Source organism: Stackebrandtia albiflava (assembly GCF_007994225.1).
GTDB lineage: Bacteria > Actinomycetota > Actinomycetes > Mycobacteriales > Micromonosporaceae > Stackebrandtia > Stackebrandtia albiflava.
Genome location: NZ_VLLL01000005.1, coordinates 272,061 through 291,328, shown reverse-complemented (window position 1 = coordinate 291,328; position 19,268 = coordinate 272,061). Strand labels below are relative to the sequence as shown.

The 19,268-nt window shown below is 71.9% G+C and carries 17 protein-coding genes; 11 read left to right on the top strand and 6 right to left on the bottom strand.

Annotated features, from left to right (window positions below):
- Window positions 1-160 precede the first annotated feature (160 nt).
- Window positions 161-1,168, top strand: coding sequence for a hypothetical protein (locus LX16_RS02155; protein WP_147132308.1), 1,008 nt, complete (start codon window positions 161-163; stop codon window positions 1,166-1,168).
- Here LX16_RS02155 and LX16_RS02150 read toward each other — a convergent pair.
- From LX16_RS02150 to LX16_RS02140, 3 genes are all read right to left on the bottom strand, one after another.
- On the bottom strand, window positions 1,148-1,354 hold the full coding sequence (locus LX16_RS02150; protein ID WP_147132305.1) for a hypothetical protein: 207 nt from the start codon (window positions 1,352-1,354) through the stop codon (window positions 1,148-1,150). The two genes, LX16_RS02155 and LX16_RS02150, sit on opposite strands and share 21 nt — an antisense overlap.
- A 134-nt stretch (window positions 1,355-1,488) precedes the next feature.
- A complete protein-coding gene (locus LX16_RS02145; protein WP_147132302.1) occupies window positions 1,489-2,370 on the bottom strand; it encodes a carbohydrate kinase family protein in 882 nt (293 codons plus the stop codon).
- A gap of 1 nt (window position 2,371) precedes the next feature.
- Entirely contained in the window at window positions 2,372-3,283 is a 912-nt protein-coding gene (locus LX16_RS02140; RefSeq protein ID WP_244615642.1) for a pseudouridine-5'-phosphate glycosidase, read from the bottom strand.
- Window positions 3,284-3,492: 209 nt separating this feature from the next.
- On the opposite strand from LX16_RS02140, the gene LX16_RS02135 reads away from it, so the two are divergent.
- On the top strand, window positions 3,493-3,810 hold the full coding sequence (locus LX16_RS02135; RefSeq protein ID WP_147132299.1) for a hypothetical protein: 318 nt from the start codon (window positions 3,493-3,495) through the stop codon (window positions 3,808-3,810).
- Window positions 3,791-4,249, top strand: coding sequence for a ribonuclease HI (gene rnhA, locus LX16_RS02130; RefSeq protein ID WP_147132296.1), 459 nt, complete (start codon window positions 3,791-3,793; stop codon window positions 4,247-4,249). The genes LX16_RS02135 and rnhA overlap by 20 nt, the downstream gene beginning before the upstream one ends.
- A gap of 11 nt (window positions 4,250-4,260) precedes the next feature.
- Here the strand turns inward: rnhA and LX16_RS02125 are convergent, their stop codons facing one another.
- Window positions 4,261-5,745: an MFS transporter gene (locus LX16_RS02125; protein ID WP_147132293.1), complete on the bottom strand. Its 1,485-nt coding sequence runs from the start codon at window positions 5,743-5,745 to the stop codon at window positions 4,261-4,263.
- A gap of 69 nt (window positions 5,746-5,814) precedes the next feature.
- On the opposite strand from LX16_RS02125, the gene LX16_RS02120 reads away from it, so the two are divergent.
- The 3 genes from LX16_RS02120 to LX16_RS02110 all read left to right on the top strand — a co-directional run bounded on the left by LX16_RS02120 (window position 5,815) and on the right by LX16_RS02110 (window position 9,970).
- Window positions 5,815-6,396 carry a TetR/AcrR family transcriptional regulator gene (locus tag LX16_RS02120; protein WP_147132290.1) on the top strand — a complete coding sequence of 194 codons (582 nt, stop codon included), beginning with the start codon at window positions 5,815-5,817 and terminating at the stop codon, window positions 6,394-6,396.
- Window positions 6,397-6,629: 233 nt separating this feature from the next.
- Entirely contained in the window at window positions 6,630-7,931 is a 1,302-nt protein-coding gene (locus LX16_RS02115; protein WP_147132286.1) for an ATP-grasp domain-containing protein, read from the top strand.
- The gene (locus tag LX16_RS02110) at window positions 7,928-9,970 is read left to right on the top strand and encodes a CocE/NonD family hydrolase (protein ID WP_147132283.1); all 2,043 of its coding nucleotides are present in this window, start codon (window positions 7,928-7,930) and stop codon (window positions 9,968-9,970) included. The genes LX16_RS02115 and LX16_RS02110 overlap by 4 nt, the downstream gene beginning before the upstream one ends.
- Window positions 9,971-10,029: 59 nt before the next feature.
- Here the strand turns inward: LX16_RS02110 and LX16_RS02105 are convergent, their stop codons facing one another.
- The gene (locus LX16_RS02105; protein ID WP_147132280.1) at window positions 10,030-10,998 is read right to left on the bottom strand and encodes a TIGR03557 family F420-dependent LLM class oxidoreductase; all 969 of its coding nucleotides are present in this window, start codon (window positions 10,996-10,998) and stop codon (window positions 10,030-10,032) included.
- Between the two features lie 143 nt (window positions 10,999-11,141).
- Between LX16_RS02105 and LX16_RS02100 the strand changes: the two genes are divergently transcribed.
- The 5 genes from LX16_RS02100 to LX16_RS02080 all read left to right on the top strand — a co-directional run bounded on the left by LX16_RS02100 (window position 11,142) and on the right by LX16_RS02080 (window position 16,705).
- Complete coding sequence (locus LX16_RS02100) at window positions 11,142-12,500, top strand: MFS transporter (protein WP_147132277.1); 1,359 nt, start codon at window positions 11,142-11,144, stop codon at window positions 12,498-12,500.
- Between the two features lie 76 nt (window positions 12,501-12,576).
- Window positions 12,577-13,353: an NUDIX hydrolase gene (locus LX16_RS02095; RefSeq protein ID WP_147132274.1), complete on the top strand. Its 777-nt coding sequence runs from the start codon at window positions 12,577-12,579 to the stop codon at window positions 13,351-13,353.
- Window positions 13,350-14,393 (top strand): molecular chaperone DnaJ, encoded by a 1,044-nt coding sequence (locus tag LX16_RS02090; RefSeq protein ID WP_147132270.1) that lies wholly within the window; start codon window positions 13,350-13,352, stop codon window positions 14,391-14,393. The genes LX16_RS02095 and LX16_RS02090 overlap by 4 nt, the downstream gene beginning before the upstream one ends.
- Window positions 14,394-14,411: 18 nt before the next feature.
- Window positions 14,412-15,407, top strand: a complete 996-nt coding sequence (locus LX16_RS02085) for a hypothetical protein (protein ID WP_147132267.1) — start codon at window positions 14,412-14,414, stop codon at window positions 15,405-15,407.
- The gene (locus tag LX16_RS02080) at window positions 15,404-16,705 is read left to right on the top strand and encodes an adenylosuccinate synthetase (RefSeq protein WP_211354234.1); all 1,302 of its coding nucleotides are present in this window, start codon (window positions 15,404-15,406) and stop codon (window positions 16,703-16,705) included. The genes LX16_RS02085 and LX16_RS02080 overlap by 4 nt, the downstream gene beginning before the upstream one ends.
- Here LX16_RS02080 and LX16_RS02075 read toward each other — a convergent pair.
- Window positions 16,662-19,232 carry a tetratricopeptide repeat protein gene (locus LX16_RS02075; protein ID WP_147132264.1) on the bottom strand — a complete coding sequence of 857 codons (2,571 nt, stop codon included), beginning with the start codon at window positions 19,230-19,232 and terminating at the stop codon, window positions 16,662-16,664. The genes LX16_RS02080 and LX16_RS02075 overlap by 44 nt on opposite strands.
- Window positions 19,233-19,268 lie beyond the last annotated feature (36 nt).

Sequence of the window (19,268 nt, the reverse complement as noted above, 5' to 3'; positions counted from 1 at the left end):
GTCGCCACCGTCCGGAATCGAGGCTCGACAGGGCGACGGCGGCGTCACCGGGGCGAAGTACCCTGGCGCTGTGGCGCACCGGACGCCACGGGTACCGCGCCGCCCGGCGGCGTGCGGGCGCATTGCACAATCAGCAGGTTCTACGGAGGAGGCGAAAGCGGTGAATCCCACCGATGGGCCGTCATCGACGACGTCGGAGACCGTGCACCAGTGGCGGCACCTCGCGCACCGGCACCAGGTCGGTTGGGGCGAGACCCTGTTGATCGCCCTGAACATCCACGGGCTGCACGGTCACGGCGACACCGGAGCGAAGGTGCGCATGCGGGTGCGCCCGCCCGAGGACGAGGTCTACCAACTGGTCCTGCCCACGGGTGTGGCGTCCTCGCCGTTCACGGTGTCCGAGGGTGAACTGCGCGTCGACGGGACACCGGTCGCGGAGGTGACGGACCTGCGTGGCGACACCGCCGTCAGCGGCTACCTGCGCGCGGGCGGTCGAGCCGCCACGATCCACCCGTTCGGTGACGCCGAAGGGGATCCACAGGCCAGCGAGGCGGCCTACTCCCGGGTGCTCGCCGATCTCGCGATCTCACTGCCCCCCGGTTCGACGCTCGCCGACCTGGACGAGGTGACGGTGACCTCCTCGGCCTACCGGGACGAGGCCGCCGCCCTGGCCGACCTGGCCGCGCTCCGCACCGCCATGTCCGGCCTCGACATGTCGGCCCGGATCGGCCTGCTGTCGTCGGTGGTGTGCACCGAGGACGCCATGACCCGGCTCGCCGAGACGGTCGCGCCGTTCACGCTCTTCCTCGACGCCGACCGCTCCGAGCCCGCCGAGACGGTGCTGGCCGCCGCGCGGGGCCGGGGCCACAACACCTCGTTCACCTACACGGTCGGCCACGAACCACTCGACGTGATGCGGGACAGGCTGCTTCCGTTGGCGCAGTACACGACCGTGTGGCCGTCGCTGAACATCCTGCAGTCGGTGCCCGGCGGCCCCGCCGAGCACATCGCCGAACCGGCCGACCGCTTGGACTTCTTCCTGCAGGCCCGCACCATGCTGGAACGGATCTTCGCGCCGACGTCCCTGGTGCCCGAACCGTGGCGCAGCTACAAGGGACTGTGGTACCGCGAGTACGCCGGGGAACCGCTACCCGGCCCATGGATCTGACCAGCCGTACGAGGCCGCTCCGGCCTCGTCCCGTTGCGAGTAGTTGTACGCGATGGCCAACGCCAACGCGATGAGGCCGGCGATCAGTGCGAGCCGTCTGATCCGGGCGCGGGAACGCGGAGAGGCGATCCAGAAGATCGCCGCGACCATCATTCCCATTCCGACGACGGCGTAGAACGCGTTCAACGGAGGGCTCCTTGTGGGGCGGGGGTCGCCTCCATGATGCCGCCCGCCGCCGCCGGACGGGTGACCACTCCCGGGGAACCCCCGGTGCGCCTCGGGAACCGGTGCCGGCGACGCCGGCACGGGGCCGGGAACGATCAGGGAGCGGGCGGCCGGCCGCCGACCAGGGTCACCGCCGAGGCCGCCGCCTCACAGCCCGCGGCCATCGCCTCACCGGGCGCGGCTCCGGCGGCGAGTGCGGCGAGGTAACCGCCCGCGAACGCGTCTCCGGCGCCGACCGAGTCGGTGACCGTCACCGTCGTGGCGTCCTGCCGGGCGACCACCCGGCCGGCCTCGGCCAGGACCGCACCGGCCCTGCCCAGGGTGACGGCGACCTGCCGGTACCGGGCGGACAGCGCGATGGCGGCCTTCTCGGCGTCGGACTCCCCGGACAGCAACCGCGCCTCGTCGGCGTTGGGCATGAGCAGGTCCACGCCGGCGGTCTCGGCCAGGAACCGGTCGGTGCCGAACGCCTCGATGAATCCGGTGCTGGCGGGATCCAGGCTGACCGGTACGTTCCGGGAACGGGCCGACGCGATGACGTGCCCGGCCAGTTCCCGGCCGGGACCGGCGAACAACAGGTAGCCGGAGAGGTGGACGCGCCGGACGCCCGTCAGAAGGTCGTCGGACCAGTCCGCCAGTCCCAGGGCGGCGCCCGCACCGCGATCGGTGATCATCGCGCGTTCGCCGTCCGGCGAGATGACGGCGATGACGGTCGCGGTGGGCAACACGGGATCCGTCCGCAGCACCGGGCGGACACCGTGGCGGGTGAGCAGTTCGGTGTGCCAGGGCGCGTCCTCGTCACCACACCGCCCGAGGAGGGTCACGGCCGCGCCCCGGTGTCCCGCCCACGCGGCGGTGTTGGCGCCGGAACCACCGGGGGTGCGGCGGATGCGGGCGGCCGTGTCGGTGGCGGCGGCCAGGGGCGTGTCGGGTACCGCGACGATGTCGGTGACGACGTCCCCGACGACCAGCAGCACGTCAGGCCGCCGCGAACGCGGTCGCGATTCCGGCGGCCAGTGCGACGTTGCCGCGTACCGCCGCGAGGTTGGCCTCCAGCGAGGCGCCGTCGGTGTGCTCGACGAGGTAGCCCAGCAGGAACGGCGTCACGGCCTGGCCGACGATTCCGGCCGACTCGGCGGCGGCGAGACCGTCGGCCAGCACCCGGTCGTGCAGGGCGGGGTCGAGCTGCGCCGCGGCGTCCACCGGGTTGGCGACGATGAGGGCGGTCTCCGGGCCGTCGGTGTCCCGCTGGGCGCGCATGACCGCCGCGACCCGCTCCGGGTCGTCGAGCCGCCAGTCGACCGGTTGGCCGGAGCCGGTGAGGTAGAAGCCGGGGAACTCGTCGGTGCGGTAACCGGCCACCGACACGTTCAGGGTCTCCAGGCGCTGCAGTGTGGCGGGTACGTCCAGGATGGACTTGACGCCGGCGCAGACCACGGTGATCCGGGTACGGCTCAGCAGGTTGAGGTCGGCGGACTCGTCCTGTTCGGTGGTCCAGCCCCGGTGGACTCCTCCCAGACCGCCGGTGGCGAACACCCCGATCCCCGCCGCCGCGGCCAGATGCGCGGTGCCCGAGACCGTGGTGGCGCCCGAGGCGCCGGTCGCCACCGCCAGCGGGAGGTCGCGGTACCCGAACTTACGCAGCGACTCGTCCTCGGCGATCCGGGCCAGTTGTTCCGGGGTGAGGCCCACGTGGGGCACGCCGTCGAGGACCGCGATGGTGGCCGGGACGACGCCGCGCTCCCGCAGGATCGACTCGAACTCCACCGCCACCCGGTGGTTGCGGGGCCTGGGGAGGCCGTGCGAGATGATCGTCGACTCCAACGCCACCACGGGCGCGCCCGTCGACAACGCGGTGGACACCTCTTCGGACAGCTTCAGCCGCGGCACCGTTTCTCCCTCGTTCGGCGGTGAGACGGCTGCGACCCTACCCGCAGGGCCGTGACCACCCCGCCCGGCGGCGGTCCCGTGAGACGGGGATCGCCCGATCGGGTGTTCGGCCGGACGATTCACGGCCGAACCGGCGAGTGACAGTGCCGGGGCCGCGGTCGTAGCATCGCCTTCGCCCGGCACGCCCCCGCACCGGTTTGGATCGCATCATGCTCGACATCACCGTCGCCGTAGCCGTCGCCAGTCTCGTCGTGCTGGCCTTCCCGCTCCTGCACCACCGGTTGGCGGCGGTGCCGGCTCCGCCGTCCGGCGACTGCCCGGCCGGTTCCGGGGGCTGCCGTCACACGATGGCGGTGACGGTCACCGTGCGTCGGCCGCGTGACGGCGTGGCCGTCAGCCACCGGGTGTGCGACTGCGGCGCGATCCGGCTGGCCGTGGCGGTCGGGCTGCCGTCGGTGTTCGGAGGCGGTCAGCCCGTCGCGGGGGCCGGTGCCGTATCGTTCGGCGGTGGCCGATCAGATCGTTGACATCTACACCGACGGCGCCTGCAGCGGGAATCCCGGCCCGGGAGGCTGGGGTGCGCTGCTGCGTTACGGCGCGCACGAGCGGGAAATGTGCGGCGGGTCCGCCGACGACACCACGAACAACCGGATGGAGTTGACGGCACCGGCGGAGGCGCTGGAGAGCCTGACCAGGCCGTGCGTGGTGCGGTTGCACACCGACAGCACCTACGTCAAGAACGGCATCACGTCCTGGGTGCCGCGCTGGAAGCGCAACGGCTGGATGACCTCGGATCGCAAGCCGGTCAAGAACGTCGACCTGTGGCAGCGGTTGGACGCGGCGATCGCCCGCCACCGGGTGGAGTGGCTGTGGGTCAAGGGCCATTCGGGACACGCCGAGAACGAGCGGGCCGACCGGTTGGCGGCGCGCGGCATGGCCGAGGCACTGTCGGCCACGGTCGAGTGAGCGCCGGGCCGTCACCGTCGTGACCGACGCATCAGCACGGTGACGAGGACGGCCAGCGCCACCACCAGGACGGCACCCGTGGCGGCGGCGGTGGTGACGCCGGAGGTGTAGGCGGCGAAGGCCGCGTCGCGGAGGGTGTCGGCGGCGCGGCCGGGCAGTGTCTCGGCGGTGGCGACGGCCTCGGCGACCGTGCCGGCTCCGTCGTGGCCGGTCATCCGTCCGGTGTAGACGCCGGTGGCGACGGTGCCGAGTACCGCGATCCCCAGCGCGGCCCCGAGTTCGGTGCTGGTCTCCGACACTCCGGACGCGGCACCGGCGCGGTCGGCGGGCGCGGAGGTGAGGACGACCGAGTTCGCGACCGTCCCGGTGACTCCGATGCCGACCGCCAGCAGGGTGTAACCGGCGACGAGCCGCCACACCGGCGCCTCCGGCGTGATGGTGGCGATGGCGGCGAAGCCGAGCGCCGCGATCACCATGCCCGCCGGAACCGGCACGGCGGCGGGGAGCCGGTCGGTGACGGCTCCGGCGGCCACCGCTCCCAGTATCGTCCCGGCGAACGTGGGCAGCGCCCACAGCGCGGCCTCCAACGGGGTGGCGCCGTGGACGGTCTGCATGAACGTGAACGCGAGCAGGCCGAGTCCGGCGGTCGCGAAGGACACGACCGCGTTGGCGGTCACCGCGCCGCCGAACGCCGGGTCACGGAATAGCGACATGTCGATGAGCGGATGGGCGGCGCGACGTTGCCGCAGGACGAAGCCCGTCAGCCCCGCGGCACCGGCCAGCAGGGCTCCGACGGCCACCGTCCCGAAACCGTCGGTGGCGAGGTGTTTCATTCCGTACACCACACCCAGTACTCCCGCGAGTGACAGTGCCGCGCCCGCGAGGTCGAAGCGGGCCCGGCCGGTCGCGCGGGCCTCGGGGACGGTCAGCGGAGCGGCGACGAGCAGCAGGACCATGACGGGAACGTTCACGAGGAAGACCGCCCCCCACCAGAAGTGGGCCAGCAACAAACCGCCGACGATCGGGCCGGCGACGGCCCCGCCGCTGAACGCGATCGTCCACGCGCCTATCGCGACGCGGCGCTGGGCGTCGTCCCGGAACATCTCGCGGATCAACGCGAAGGTGGCCGGCGCGAGGGTCGCACCGCCGAGGCCGAGCAGCGCGCGGGCGGCGATGAGGGTGGCGGGTTCGGTCGCCAGCGACGTCAGGAGGGAGGCCGCGCCGAACACGGCGGCACCGATGAGGAGCAGTCGGCGGCGACCGATCCGGTCACCGAGCGATCCCATGGTGACGAGCATTCCCGCCAACACGAATCCGTAGACGTCCATCATCCACAGCCACTGCGTCGCGGTGGGTTGGAGCGCCTGTGTGATGGCGGGGCCCGCCACGAACAACACCGACAGGTCCATGGAGATCAGCAGCGCGGGCAGGAGCAGGACGACCAGCCCCAGCCAGGTCTTACCGGTGGCGCGTACGCCTTCGTCGACACGGGTCATGGAGCGATCATACGTACGTACAGATTAAACCGCAAACGTACGTGCGTACGGATACGCTAGGCTTCCGCCATGGGACAGCGTGACGATCTGCTCGCAGGAGCCAAGAAGTGCCTGGTGGAGAAGGGATACAGCCGCACCACGGCCCGCGACGTCGCGGCCGTCTCCGGCGCGAACCTCGCCTCGATCGGCTATCACTTCGGCTCGAAGGACAACCTCATGAGCCTCGCCACACTCGAACTGGTCAGCGAGTGGGGTGACACCATCGAGGCCGCGGTCCACGCCGCCCGCGCGGCCGACCCCGCCGCCAGGCTCGAACGGCTGCTGGACACACTGTTCGCCGACGTCCGCGCCGACCGCTCACTCCAGGTGGCCAGCATCCAGGCGTACGCGCAGGCGTTGTTCGTGCCCGACATCCGGGACAGGCTCGCCCGCGACGTCGGGATCGGGCGGCGGGAACTGGCCGCCATGGCCCTGGGTGTGGAACCCGATCGGGTCGACGAGGAGACCGCACGCGGACTCGGCGCCACACTGCACGCCATGATCGTCGGGTTCGTCGTACAGGCGTTGCTGGACCCGGACTCCGCACCGACCGGCGCCGAGGTGGTCGGCGCGCTGCGCGCGGTGACACGGGACGCGCCCACGGCCGGGTAGCCGGCTGCGCCCCCGTGGCACTTGGTCCCCACCCCGCCGCACTTGGTCCCCGCCGGGCCGTGCTTGGTCCCCACCCCGTCCCGCTTGGTCCCCGCCCGGTCTGCCCGGAGCCGCCGCCGGGCGGGTCGCGCCGCCGGTTAACGCGCCGAGGGGCCGGGTAACCAGGGGGTCTGATCGGCCGTCCCGACACCGGCCGGTCGCACGGTGCACCCCCGACCGGAGAGGACCGGGTGATGAAGAAGAACATCTTCGTTCTGGGCATGACGGACGTACAGCGCGGCGAACTGGAGACGGTGCGCCGCGCGTCCGAGTACGCGTTCCACAACCTGCTGGACTACGAGTCGGTGGTGCGGGACCCCGAGATCGACTTCCCCGCCCTGCTGGAGCGCGGCCGGGAGGAACTGCGGCGGTTCGACGGTCCCGTCGACGCGATCATCGCCCACTGGGACTTCCCCGCCAGCATCCTGGGCCCGCTGCTGGCCGCCGAACACGGCGTTCCGGCACCGTCGCTGGCGAGCCTGCTGAAATGCGAGCACAAGTACTGGAGCCGGCTGGAACAGCGCGCCGTGATCCCCGAGTGCGTCCCGAGGTTCGCCGCCTTCGACCCGTTCGACGACGACGCCTTGTCCAAACTGGACGTGGACTTCCCGTTCTGGGTGAAACCGGTGAAGTCCCACTCGTCGAACCTGGGCTTCGAGATCCACGACGCCGCGCAGTTCGAGGCGGCGATCGGCGAGATCCGTGATGAGATCACGCAGGTCGGCGACGCGTTCAACGACGTGCTGGCCATGGCCGACCTTCCGGCGGAGCTGCGCGACGTCGACGGCAACACCTGTCTCGCCGAACAGTTCGTCACGGGCATCCAGGTGGCGCCGGAGGGCAGCGTCTTCCGCGGCGACTTCGCGGTGCACGGCGTGATCGACATGCACAAGGACGCCGACGGCACCAGTTTCGCCCGGCTCGACTACCCCGCGGACAGCGTGCCGGAATCGGTGCAGCGACGCATGATCGACACCACCGAACGGTTCCTGCGCCACGTGGGTTTCGACAACGGCTGTTTCAACGCCGAGTACATGTGGGACGAGAAGACCGACAAGCTGTGGATCATCGAGGTCAACACCCGCATCTCGCAGTCCCACAGCGACCTGTTCGCGAAGGTGGACGGTGTGTCCAACCACGAGGTCGCCATCGACGTCGCGCTGGGCGAGCACCCGTCCATGCCGCACCGCAAGGGCGACTTCGCGGTCGCCTCGCAGTGCATGGTGTTCCACGACCGGGACGCGGTGGTCACTCGGATCCCCGACGAGGACGACCGCCGCCGCATCCGCGACATGGACGGCGAGACCACGGTGACCGTGCAGGTCGCCGAGGGCAACCGGCTGTCCGACCTCCCCCACCAGGACAGTTACCGCTACATCCTGGGCAAGCTCTACATCGGAGCCGACGACCGGGAACAGCTCGTGAGACGTTACGACCGGATCCGGGCCGAGCTGCCCTTCGAATTCGCCCCGGTCGAGGAGGGGGAGGCCGCATGAGGACGGTGACGGAGTTCCCGCACGAGGTCCGGGTGGTGGAGAACCGGTTCATCCCGATGCGCGACGGGGCGCGCCTCGCCGCCCGCATCTGGTTGCCGGTGGACGCCGAGGACTCCCCGGTGCCCGCGGTCCTGGAGTACATCCCGTACCGGAAACGCGACGCCACCCGTGGCCGCGACTCCGTGAACCACCCGTACATCGCCGGGCACGGGTACGCGAGCGTGCGGGTCGACATGCGCGGCAGCGGCGACTCCGACGGCGTCCTGGTGGACGAGTACCGGCCGCAGGAACACGAGGACGCCGAGGACGTCATCGCCTGGCTGGCCGCGCAACCGTGGTGCGACGGCAACGTGGGGATGATGGGCATCTCGTGGGGCGGGTTCAACAGCCTCCAGGTGGCCGCCCGCCGGCCGCCCGCGCTCAAGGCGATCATCAGCGCCTCCGCCACCGACGACCTCTACGTCGACAACATGCACTACATGGGCGGCTGCCTGCTCGCCGACAACCTGTCGGAGGCGACGGTGATGTTCGCCTTCAACTCGCTGCCGCCGGATCCGGAGATCGTCGGGGACCGCTGGCGGGAGATGTGGCGGGAACGGCTGGAGGGCAGCGGTCTGTGGCTGGAGACCTGGTTGAGCCATCAACGCCGTGACGACTACTGGAAGCCGGCGTCGGTGTGTGAGGACTACTCCGCCGTCCGGATCCCCGTGATGGCGGTCGGCGGCTGGGCGGACGGCTACACCAACGCCGTGTTCCGGTTGATGCGTCACCTGGACGTGCCCCGCAAGGGGCTGATAGGGCCGTGGGGGCACAAGTACCCGCACACCGGCGTGCCCGGTCCCGCGATCGGTTTCCTCCAGGAGGTGGTCCGGTGGTGGGACCACTGGCTGAAGGGCCGGGACACCGGGATCATGGACGAGCCGATGCTGCGGGCGTGGATGCAGGACAGCATCTCGCCCGAGCCGTCCTATGAGGACCGGCCGGGTCGCTGGGTCGCCGAGGACCGATGGCCCTCACCGGACATCGAGACCCGGGTGTACCGGCTGTGGCGGCACGGGATCGAACAGACCGAGGCCTCCGACGCACCGGGCGGCACCGACGTGACGTTGCAGTCGCCGTTGAGCGTCGGGATGTTCGCCGGCAAGTGGGCGTCCTACGCGGCCACCCCCGACCTGCCGTTCGACCAGCGCGAGGAGGACGGCGGCGCACTGGTCTACGAGACCGAGCCACTCCGGGAACCCATGGAGCTGTTCGGGATGCCCGCGGTGTCGTTCGAGGTCGCCTCGGACAAGCCGGTCGCGATGCTCGCGGTGCGGCTTTCCGACGTGGCACCCAACGGCGAGGCCACCCGCTTCACCTACGGACTGCTCAACCTGACGCACCGGAACGGCAGCGAACACCCCGAACCGCTCGAACCCGGGCGGCGGTACCCGGTGACCGTGCAGATGAACGCGATCGCCCAGTCGATCCCGGCCGGACACCGGCTGCGGCTGTCGGTGTCCACCTCGTACTGGCCGCTGGCCTGGCCGTCACCCGAGGCGACGACACTGACGTTCACGGCCGGCGCCAGCACACTGTCGCTGCCCATCCGGCCGCCCAAGGAGTCCGACGCCCGGTTGCGGCCGTTCGGCGAGCCCGAGGGCGCCCCCGAGCTGGAGACGACGCGCCTCGAACCCGGAAGGCACCACTGGCGGGTCACCCGTGACCTCGCCACCAACGTCTCCACACTCGAAGTCGCCAACGACCAGGGCAGCTTCCGCATCGACGAGACCGACACCGTGATGCGGCGCGCCACCCACGAGTGGTACAGCTTCCGGTGGAACGACGTCAACTCGGTACGGGGCGAGACCCGCACGATCCGCCGCTTCGAACGCGACGACTGGCGCGTCGAGGTGGTGACCCGCACCGTGTTGACCTCCACACCCGAGGACTTCATGGTCAACGCGCAGTTGGACGCCTACGAACTCGACGCCGACCGGGGCGACCCCCGGATCCACTCGCAGAACTGGCGGCGCACCATCCCCCGCGATCTGGTCTGAACCGCCGCCGTCCCCTCGCGTGGTGCCGCTGCGCGAGGGGACGGCGGGCGCGGTCAGCCTCAGGAACGCGGCGTCAGTTCGCGCAGCGGCCCGTTCAGTTCACTCTGGAAGAAGTCGATGAACCCTGCCGGATCGGGCCCCGCGTTCATGAGCACGATGTGGTCGTATCCGGCGTCCACGTACTCCTGCACGGCCGCGATGTACCGCTGCGGGTCGGGGCCGCACGCCAGCTTCTCGCGGATGTCGTCCTCCCGGACGGTCGCCGCGGCGGCCTCGAAGTTCACCGGGTTGGGCAGTTCCGCCATGACCTTCCAGCCCGTGACCGCCCACCGGGTGGTCTCCCAGGCCGCCCGCACCGCCGTCTGCTCGTCGGGCGCCCAGGCCACGGCCACCTCCGCGTACCTGGGGCCGTTCCCGCCCGCCTCGCGATAGTGCGCGACGAGGTCGGCGCGCGGCTCGGTGGTGAACAGTCCGTCGCCGAGTTCACCGGCGATGCGGGCCGCGCGGGCGCCGCCCGCCGCGACGGCGATCAGCGGCGGCGTCTCGGGGAGGTCGAAGACGCGCGCGTCCTCCAGTTTCAGGTGTGTGCCCCGATAGGACCGGTAGCCGCCGCGCCACAACAGCCGGATGATCTCCAGCGCCTCCCGGAACAGCTCGTGGCGTTCCTCCACGGCCGGGAAGCCCTGCCCCACCACGTGTTCGTTGAGCCGTTCCCCGGATCCCAGGCCGAGCACGAACCGGCCTCCGCTGACCAGCCCGAGGGTGGCGGCGGCCTGCGCGATGATCGCGGGGTGGTAGCGGACGGTCGGGCAGGTGACGCCGGTCGCCAGCCCCAGCCGTTCGGTCTTGACCGCGATGGCGCCCAACACCGTCCACGCGAACGGGGAATGCCCCTGGACGTCCAGCCAGGGGTGGTAGTGGTCGCTCATCTCGGCGAAGTCGAAGCCGGCCCGTTCGGCGCGGACCGCCTGGTCGATGAGGTCGGCCGGGCCGAACGCCTCGGCCGCCAGTTTGTAGCCCAGTCGCATGGTGTGCCTTTCGTCGGGTTCTCGCCGCTTCTCCCCGGGGGCTCTCGGCTCACGTTACGCGGCGGGTGTCGGCGTCACCGCCGTTTCCGGGTTCCACGGCCGAGGGGAGCGGCGGAGTCGTACCGGCCCGTTAGCCTGGGCCGATGACCGTTCCGCCCCCGTCACCGCGGTCCCTGTTCGGGTCGGCGACGGGGATGCTCGCCCTCGCGTTGCTGGGTGTCGAGGCGTTGGCGGGTGTCCAGTCGGCGATCGTGGCCGTCACGACGCCCCTGATGGCCGCCGAGTTGCACGGTCAACGCCTGTACGGCGTGGTGACGGCGGCGCCGCAGGTGGCGATGTTCCTGACCATGCCGTTGGGGACGTATCTGCTGGGGCGTTTCCCGGCGGGGCGGCTGCTCGGCTGGTTCACCGCGGTGACGGTGGCCGGGGCGGTGACATCGGCGGTGGCCGCGCATGTCGCGGTGTTCATCGGGGGCAGGTTCGTGACGGGCCTGGCCGCCGGTGCGCTGGCCACCGTGTCGATGGGTGCGCTGGTGACGGCACTGCCCCGGGCGTGGCGTCAGTTGGTGCTGGCCGGTTTCTCCGCGATGTGGCTGGTCACGTCGATCGTGGGGCCGGTGTACGCGGCGTGGGTCTCCGAGGCGTTGGGCTGGCGTTGGGCGCTGGTCCTCTACCTCCCGCTGTTGTTGCTGGCCCGGTGGGGTGTGGCCAGACGGCTGCCGGCCGAGCCGCCCGACGCGCGCCGCCGCTGGGACGTCCACTCCGGACTGCTGTTGGCGGTCGGGGTGGGGCTGCTGTCCACGATGGCGACGGCACCCGGTGGAGTGGTGGCGGCAGGGTGCGCGGTGGCGGGTCTCCTGGTGACCGGCCTGGCGGCGGTACGCCTGCTGCCGGCGGGGACGGCACGGTTGCGCCGGGGCAGGCCGAGCGCGGTGGCGCTGCTGTTCCTGTTGTCCACGGTGTACTTCGGCGCGCAGTCGATCACGGCGATCGTGGGGCACGACGTGCTGCGGTTCGACGCCGGGCGGATCGGGGTGCTGCTGGGCGTGGGGAGCCTGGGTTGGGCCGTCGCGGGCCTGGTGACCGGCCGGTTCCCCGCGCGGAGTCGCCGGGTCTTCCTGACGAGGACGTGGCTGTCGGCCGCGTTGTTGTGCGCGGGCCTGTCCCTGACGGCGGCGGCGACCGCCGGACTGGTGCCCTCGGGGCTCGGTTGGTACGCGGCGGGTTGGGCCGCCGCCGGTGTCGGGATGGGGACGGCGTATCTCGACGCGATCAACCAGATCGTGGAACCGCGCGAAGACGGGGTGACCCCGGTGGGCGCGGCGGGTGCCGCGGTGATCGGCGAGGCGGTGGCGACGGCCGTCGCCGGGACCGTGTCGGCCGGTGCGGTCGCGGCCCTGGTCACGCAGGGAGCGGCCCAGACCGTGGTGGCGGTCCCGTTGTGGGCGGCGGCCGCGGTCGCCCTGCTGTTGCCGCCGGTGGCGGCGCGAATCCGGAACTGAGCGACCCCGGTACTTGCCGGGCGCCGATTCGGGTGCTAAGTTATTCTCAGAACGAGATTTTCTCTAACTGAGAAGAATGGAGGTGTCGGCGGTGCCCGACCCGGAGGAGACCTTCCTCGCCGAGTACGACCCGGCGGCCTTCCCGCCGGTCGCGGTGACCGTGGACGTCGTGGCGCTGACGATGCGCGAGGGCGTCCCCGTGGCACTGCTGATCCGACGCGGGGTCCCACCGTTCCAGGGCGCGTGGGCGCTGCCGGGCGGTTTCGTACACGCCGACGAGGACCTGGCCACCGCCGCGCTGCGAGAACTCGGCGAGGAGACCCGGCTCCCCTCGGACGTCCACATCGAACAGTTGGGTGGCTACGGCTCCCCCACCCGCGACCCCCGGATGCGCGTGGTGTCGATCGCCTACCTGCTGCTGGCCGCCGACCTGCCCGACCCCCGCCCCGGCACCGACGCGGCCGAGGCCGCCTGGGTGCCGCTGCGGGAACTGGGCTTCGGCACGGGCGGACCGACACCCCGCCCACTGGCCTTCGACCACGCGGCGATCCTCGCCGACGGCGTGGAACGCGCCCGCTCCAAACTGGAGTACACCGCGCTGGCGACCGCGTTCCTGCCCGCCGAGTTCACCATGGCAGGGCTCCGCGAGGTGTACGAGGCACTGTGGAACGTTCCGCTGCACGCGGCGAACTTCCACCGGAAGGTCCTGTCGGTTCCCGGTTTCGTCGTCGACACCGGCCGGTTGACCGCCCAGGGCGGCGGCCGGGGCGGCCGGCGCGCCCGGCTCTACCGCGCGGGGGACGCGACGTCACTGCACCCCGCCCTACTGCGACCGGCCGGTGAGGAGTCATGACCGACCGGGACTTCCAGGAGGCGGTCGCGCTCGTCGACACCGCGAGCGGACCGGAACAGTTGTTCGGCGCACCGGGACGACACGGCGCGACCACCCCCGAGGCGGAACGGCGCTACCGGCGGCTCGCCGCACGAGTACACCCCGACCGTGCTCCCGAATCACGCGCCGCCGACGCCCACCGGGCTTTCACCCGGCTGGAGTCACTGTGGCGGCGGTACCGGGGCGACGACACCGGCCCGGTGTTCCGGTCCGGCGGCGACCGGTACCGGATCGGCCGCCCCCACACCACCGGCGACGTGGCGAACCTCTACGGGACGCGCCGCGACGACGGCGACCGGGGCGCGGTGCTCAAACTCGCCAGGCACCCGGCCGACAACGACCTGATCCGCGGCGAGGCCGCGGCCCTGGAACGGCTGGCCGAGCGGGGAGACCCGGCGTTCTCCGCCTACGTCCCCCGGCTGCGGGGAGTGGTCCGTCACCGCGACACCGACGGCGCCGAACGGCACGGGAACCTGCTTCCGCTCCTCACCGGCTTCCACGACCTCACCGAGGTAGCCGCCGCCTACCCAGGCGGCGTCGATCCCCGCGACGCCGCCTGGATGTGGCGCCGCCTGCTCGTGGGGCTCGGCCACGCTCACCGGGCGGGCGTCGTACACGGCGCGGTACTGCCCGAACACGTGATGATCCACCCCGAACTGCACGGTGTGATCATCGTCGACTGGTGCTACGCCGCGCTCGACGGTGCCGCCGTACCGGCGATGGTCGCGCGCTACACCGACTGGTATCCGGTGGAGGTACCTGGCCGCCGCCCCGCCGGCCCCTTCACCGACATCCACCTCGCCACCCGGACGATGGCCCGGCTCATCGGAGACCGGATGCCCGACCCGATGCGCGACTTCGTGCGGGGCTGCACCCAGACCACCCCGGCCGCCCGGCCCGACGACGCGTGGCGGCTGCTCACCGAGTTCGACGACCTGCTGGCACGGCTGTACGGGCCGCGCCGGTTCCGGCCGTTCCACCTGCCCACCGACCCCCGATGACACGACAGGAGACCTGACATGGGAAGCGGACGCTGGTCCACCGACGTCTACACCGCCGCCGCGAGCTACCGCGCCAAGACCGGCGCGAGTGCCTTCGCCTACACCGACGACATGCGGCACGTCCCCCGCGCCGACTGGAAGGTCCACGACAGCCTGAACCCCAAAAGCGTGACCGTCCGGGAGAGCCGCGACAGCGACGAACACCCGACGTCCCAGGCCATCTCGGTCCTGTTCGACGTGACCGGATCGATGGGCAGCGTGCCGCGGATCCTTCAGGAGAAACTGCCCGGACTGTTCGGCCTGCTGCTGCGCAAGGGATACGTCGCACACCCGCAGATCATGTTCGGCGGAGTCGGCGACGCCACCTGCGACCGGGCACCGCTCCAGGTCGGACAGTTCGAGTCGGACAACCGCATGGACGACGACCTCGGGAACATCCTGCTGGAGGGCGGCGGCGGCGGTCAGATGACCGAGTCCTACGAACTGGCGATGTACTTCATGGCCCGGCACACCTCGATGGACTGCCTGGAGAAGCGGGGCCGCCGCGGTTACCTGTTCCTCATCGGCGACGAGCTGGCGTACGGCAAGGTCAAGGCAGCCGAGATCCGGGACGTGATCGGTGACGACGTCCGCGAGGACATCCCGCTGACCCAGATCGTCAGCGAGCTGCAACGCGCCTTCGAGGTGTACTACATCATCCCGGAGGGCGCCTACCACGCCCGTGACCCGAAGTTGATCGAGTTCTGGCGGTCCCTGTTCGGACAGAACGTGATCCTGCTCGACGACCTGTCGGCCGCGTGCGAGACGATCGCGGTGACGATCGGACTCGCCGAGCAGGCCATCGACCTCGACACCGGCCTCGCCGACCTCACCGACGTCGGCTACGACTCGGCGGACGTGGTCGGCAAGGCGCTGGCACCGCTGGCGGCGGCCCGGGTCTCCACCGGCGACGGCGAACTCACCGGTGGACTGGAAGGCGACATGTCGGCACCGAGCGGGAACACCCGGCTGTGAACGGCGACTCGCACGTCATCGTGGTGGACCTGGGTTTCGGCGACGCCGGGAAGGGGACCGTCGTGGACTGGCTGTGCGCGATGCGCGGCCACCGGACGGTCATCCGGTACAACGGCGGAGCCCAGGCCGCCCACAACGTGGTGACGCCCGACGGCACCCACCACACGTTCGCGCAGTTCGGTGCGGGAAGCCTCGTCCCGGGAGTCCACACGCACCTGTCCGACCGGATGCTGGTCGACCCGCTCGCGCTGGCCACCGAGGCGGACCACCTGGCGTCGTGCGGTGTCGCGGATCCGTGGCGGCGACTCACGGTCGACGAACGCGCGCTCATCACCACGCCCTGGCACCGGGCCGCCAACCGGGCACGGGAACTCGCCCGGGGGCGGGACCGCCACGGGTCCTGCGGGATGGGGATCGGTGAGACCGCCCGGTACGCGCTGCGGTACCCGCAGGACGCGCCGACCGTCGGTGACTGCCGCGCCCCGGCCCGGCTGCGCCGGAAGCTGGCGGCATTGGCCGGGCGGCTCCCCCACGACCCGGCCACACCGGTTCCCGAGGTCGACCGGGTCGCGGCGGTCCTGGCCGACTTCGCCGCCACCGTGCGCATAGTGGACGGTTCCCATGTGAGCGGGCTGCTCGCGGACGGACCGGCGGTGTTCGAAGGCGCGCAGGGGGTCCTGCTCGACGAGTGGCACGGCTTCCACCCGTACACGACCTGGTCCACCACGACCACCGCCAACGCCTCGGCGATCCTGGCGGAGTCGGGCGGCGGCGCGACGGCGTTCCGGCTCGGGGTGTTGCGCGCCTACACCACCCGGCACGGCCCCGGCCCGCTGGTGACGGAGGACCCGGAGCTGTCGACGCGACTTCCTGAGCCGCACAACTCGACCGGACGCTGGCAGGGCGCCTTCCGGGCGGGACACTTCGACGCGGTCGCGCACCGCTACGCGCTCGCGGTGACCGGTGGCGTGGACGCGCTCGCGGTGACCCACCTCGACACCGTCGCCGACTCGCCGGTCCGGATGTGCGACACCTACCGGATGCCGGACGGGAGCACCCTCACCGACCTGGTGCCGGGCGACCGCGACCTCGAGCGGCAGCGGCGCCTCACCGCGCGGCTGTCCACCGCGCGGCCGGTGCTGCGCGACCCCCTCTCCGGTGACCGGGCCGCCGAGGTGTCGGCGGCGCTGGGGGTGCCGGTGGCCCTGACGTCGCACGGTCCCGGCCGGCTCGCCAAACGGGTCGTCTCGACCGTCACCGCGCCAGCGGATTCCGCAACCGGGACAGTTCCCGTGTGATCTCGCGGGCCGTGGGACTCCCCGCGCCGTACCACCGGTCGTAGGCGGCGGCGGATTCGGCGAGCAGTTCCACGGCCCGTTCGGTGTCGCCGGACCAGGCGAGCCGGAAACCGTACTCGACGCGCGCGTTGACGGTGATCTGGTTGTCGGGCCCCAGGGTCCGTTCGGCGTCCGCCGACACCGACTCGTACTCCCGCAGCGAACAGGCCGGATCGCCCGCACGCCAGTGCGCGGCGGCCAGGTCCAGGCGCATCGCCAGGGTCGCCGGGTCGTCGTCACCGCGCAGCCTGCGCTGGTCCGCCAGCACCCCGGTCAGTTCCGATATCGCGGCTGCGGTGTCACCGGCCAGGCCGCGCCACTCCGCGAGTTTGGCGCGCCCGGCGAACACCTCCGCCGAATCCGGACCGTGCACGCGCGTCACGGCGGGCAGGTAGTCGGCGGTCAGCTCGACGGCGCGGGCGTGGTCGCCGGAGTCGGCGATCAACTGGATCGTCAGCCCGTACGCCGCCAGCGTGACCGGGTGCCGTACACCGAGGACCCGCAGGTCGTCGTTGACCAGCCGGATCGAGTCCTCCAACGCCCCGGACACGTCACCCGCCTCCCTGCGCCAGAACACCAGGCCGCCCCGCAGCGTCAGCACGTCGACGTGATCGGGACCCTGCAGCCGGTTCCTGGCGGACAGGACGTCGGTGAGCAGCCGGATCGCGGTGTCCGGGTTCCCGACCCCGCTCAACCACGCCGCGTTCTCCTTGACGGCGAGGGTGAGCAGGTGGTCGGGGCCCAGTATCCGTTCCACGTCGGCCGGCAACGACGCCGCCTCCTCACCGGCCCGCCGGAAGTCACGACGCCGGATCCACAGGTGGGTACGGTTTCCCCGGATCAGCAGTGTCAACAGGTGCTCGGCACCCAGCACCCGTTCCGCGTCGGCCAACACCGCGTCGAACTCCGCGACCGCCGTCGCGTCACCCAACCCGGCCGCCACCCTGGCCAGCTCCCCCCTGGTGCGCAGGGTCGCCTCGGCGTCGGCACCGAGGACGGCGCGTTGCCGGGTGAGGAGCCCGGTGAGTTCCCGGCGCGCGGTGTCCAGTTCGCCCGCGTTCTCGTGCGCGGCCGCCAGTCGCAGTCGCGCGCGCCAGGTGTCGGGATGGTCGGCGCCCTGGACGCGCCGGCACTGCGCCACCACGTCGCGGTAGAACGCCACCGCCACGTCGGACCCGCCGGCCTCGAACCGCCTCCCCAGCCGGAACACGACCGGGTGGACCCCGGCCGGTGCGTCGGTGCCGTCGCGGGCACGGTGTAGGACGTCGCCGACACCGCTGTAGAGGGCCACCGCGTTGTTCTGCCACGCGAAGGTGTGCTGGTCGGTGACGCACAGGTCGGGCCACACCGCCATGAGCGCGTCCGCCGCCAGGTGCGCCAGGGCGTGGAGTCGTTCCCCGGCGAGCCGTTCCCGTACCGCCCGGCCGACCAGCGCGTGCAGCCGGACCCGTGCGTCGCCGACCTCCGCGAGGTGGAAGCGGCGCAGGTTGTGCAGGGCGTCCACGACGTCGGCGCCGGAGACGCCGCCGCACGCGGCCCGCACCGGCGCCGAGGTGAGGACCGAGACGGGTATGCCGTGTTCGTACAGCAGCGACGCCAGGTCGAGGAGTTCACCGGCCAGTCCGGCCGGGCGGAGCCGGTCGGCCGCCTCTATCGACAGCGACCAGGTGGCGGCGACCGTGGTCGGGTAGTCGTCGGGCAGCGAGTCGCGGTCGGGGAACAGGTCCGGGAGCCGGCGGCGGTGGTCGTGGAACCGGGCCCGGTACGCCGCGCAGTCGAGGTCCAGGTCGCGCAGGTACGCGGACACGTGCGACAACGCCAGCGGCAGGTATCCGAGGTCTTCGGCGAGTTCGGCCGCCTCGGTGAGCTGGTCGGCCGCGAGCCGCCGCGCCAGGAAGGCCCGCGCTCCGGCGACGCTGAACATGCCCACCGGCAGGAGCCGCCGGCCACCGCCGCCGAAGGCGGCGTCGGTGCGCCGGGTGGTCACCACGGTCATGCCGGCCGGTGCCGTGGGCGGCCACAGTCCACTGAGGCCGGCCGGGCTGCCGACGTCGTCCAGTACCACCAGCCAACGGCGTGACGTGGTGGTGAGCCAGTTGCGGAACCGGGCGGCGGCGGCCGCGGTGTCGGGTTCGTTCTCGCCGGACACCGCGGCGTAGGCCCGGGCGTACTCGGCCGACACGGTGTCGCGGTCGGCGTCGGTGACCCACACCAGCAGGTCGAGCCCGTCACGCCACCGCCGTTCGGCGTAGCGGGCCGCCGACTGGGTCTTGCCGACCCCGCCCATGCCGGTCAGTACGGCGCAGCCCTCGGCGGCGGCGAGCAGGTCGTCGGTGTCCCGGGACTGCCAGCCGTCCGCCACCACGGGGGTGACCCCGATCCGCAGCGGCCAGTCGGGTTCCGGTCGGACGACGTGGTAGTGGTTGTGCTGGTGGTTTCCGCTGCCGAACTGACCACCGTGGACGTGAACGGCATTCGGCCGGTCCATGATGACCCCCGCCGGTTCGAGTGGTGGGAAGGGCGA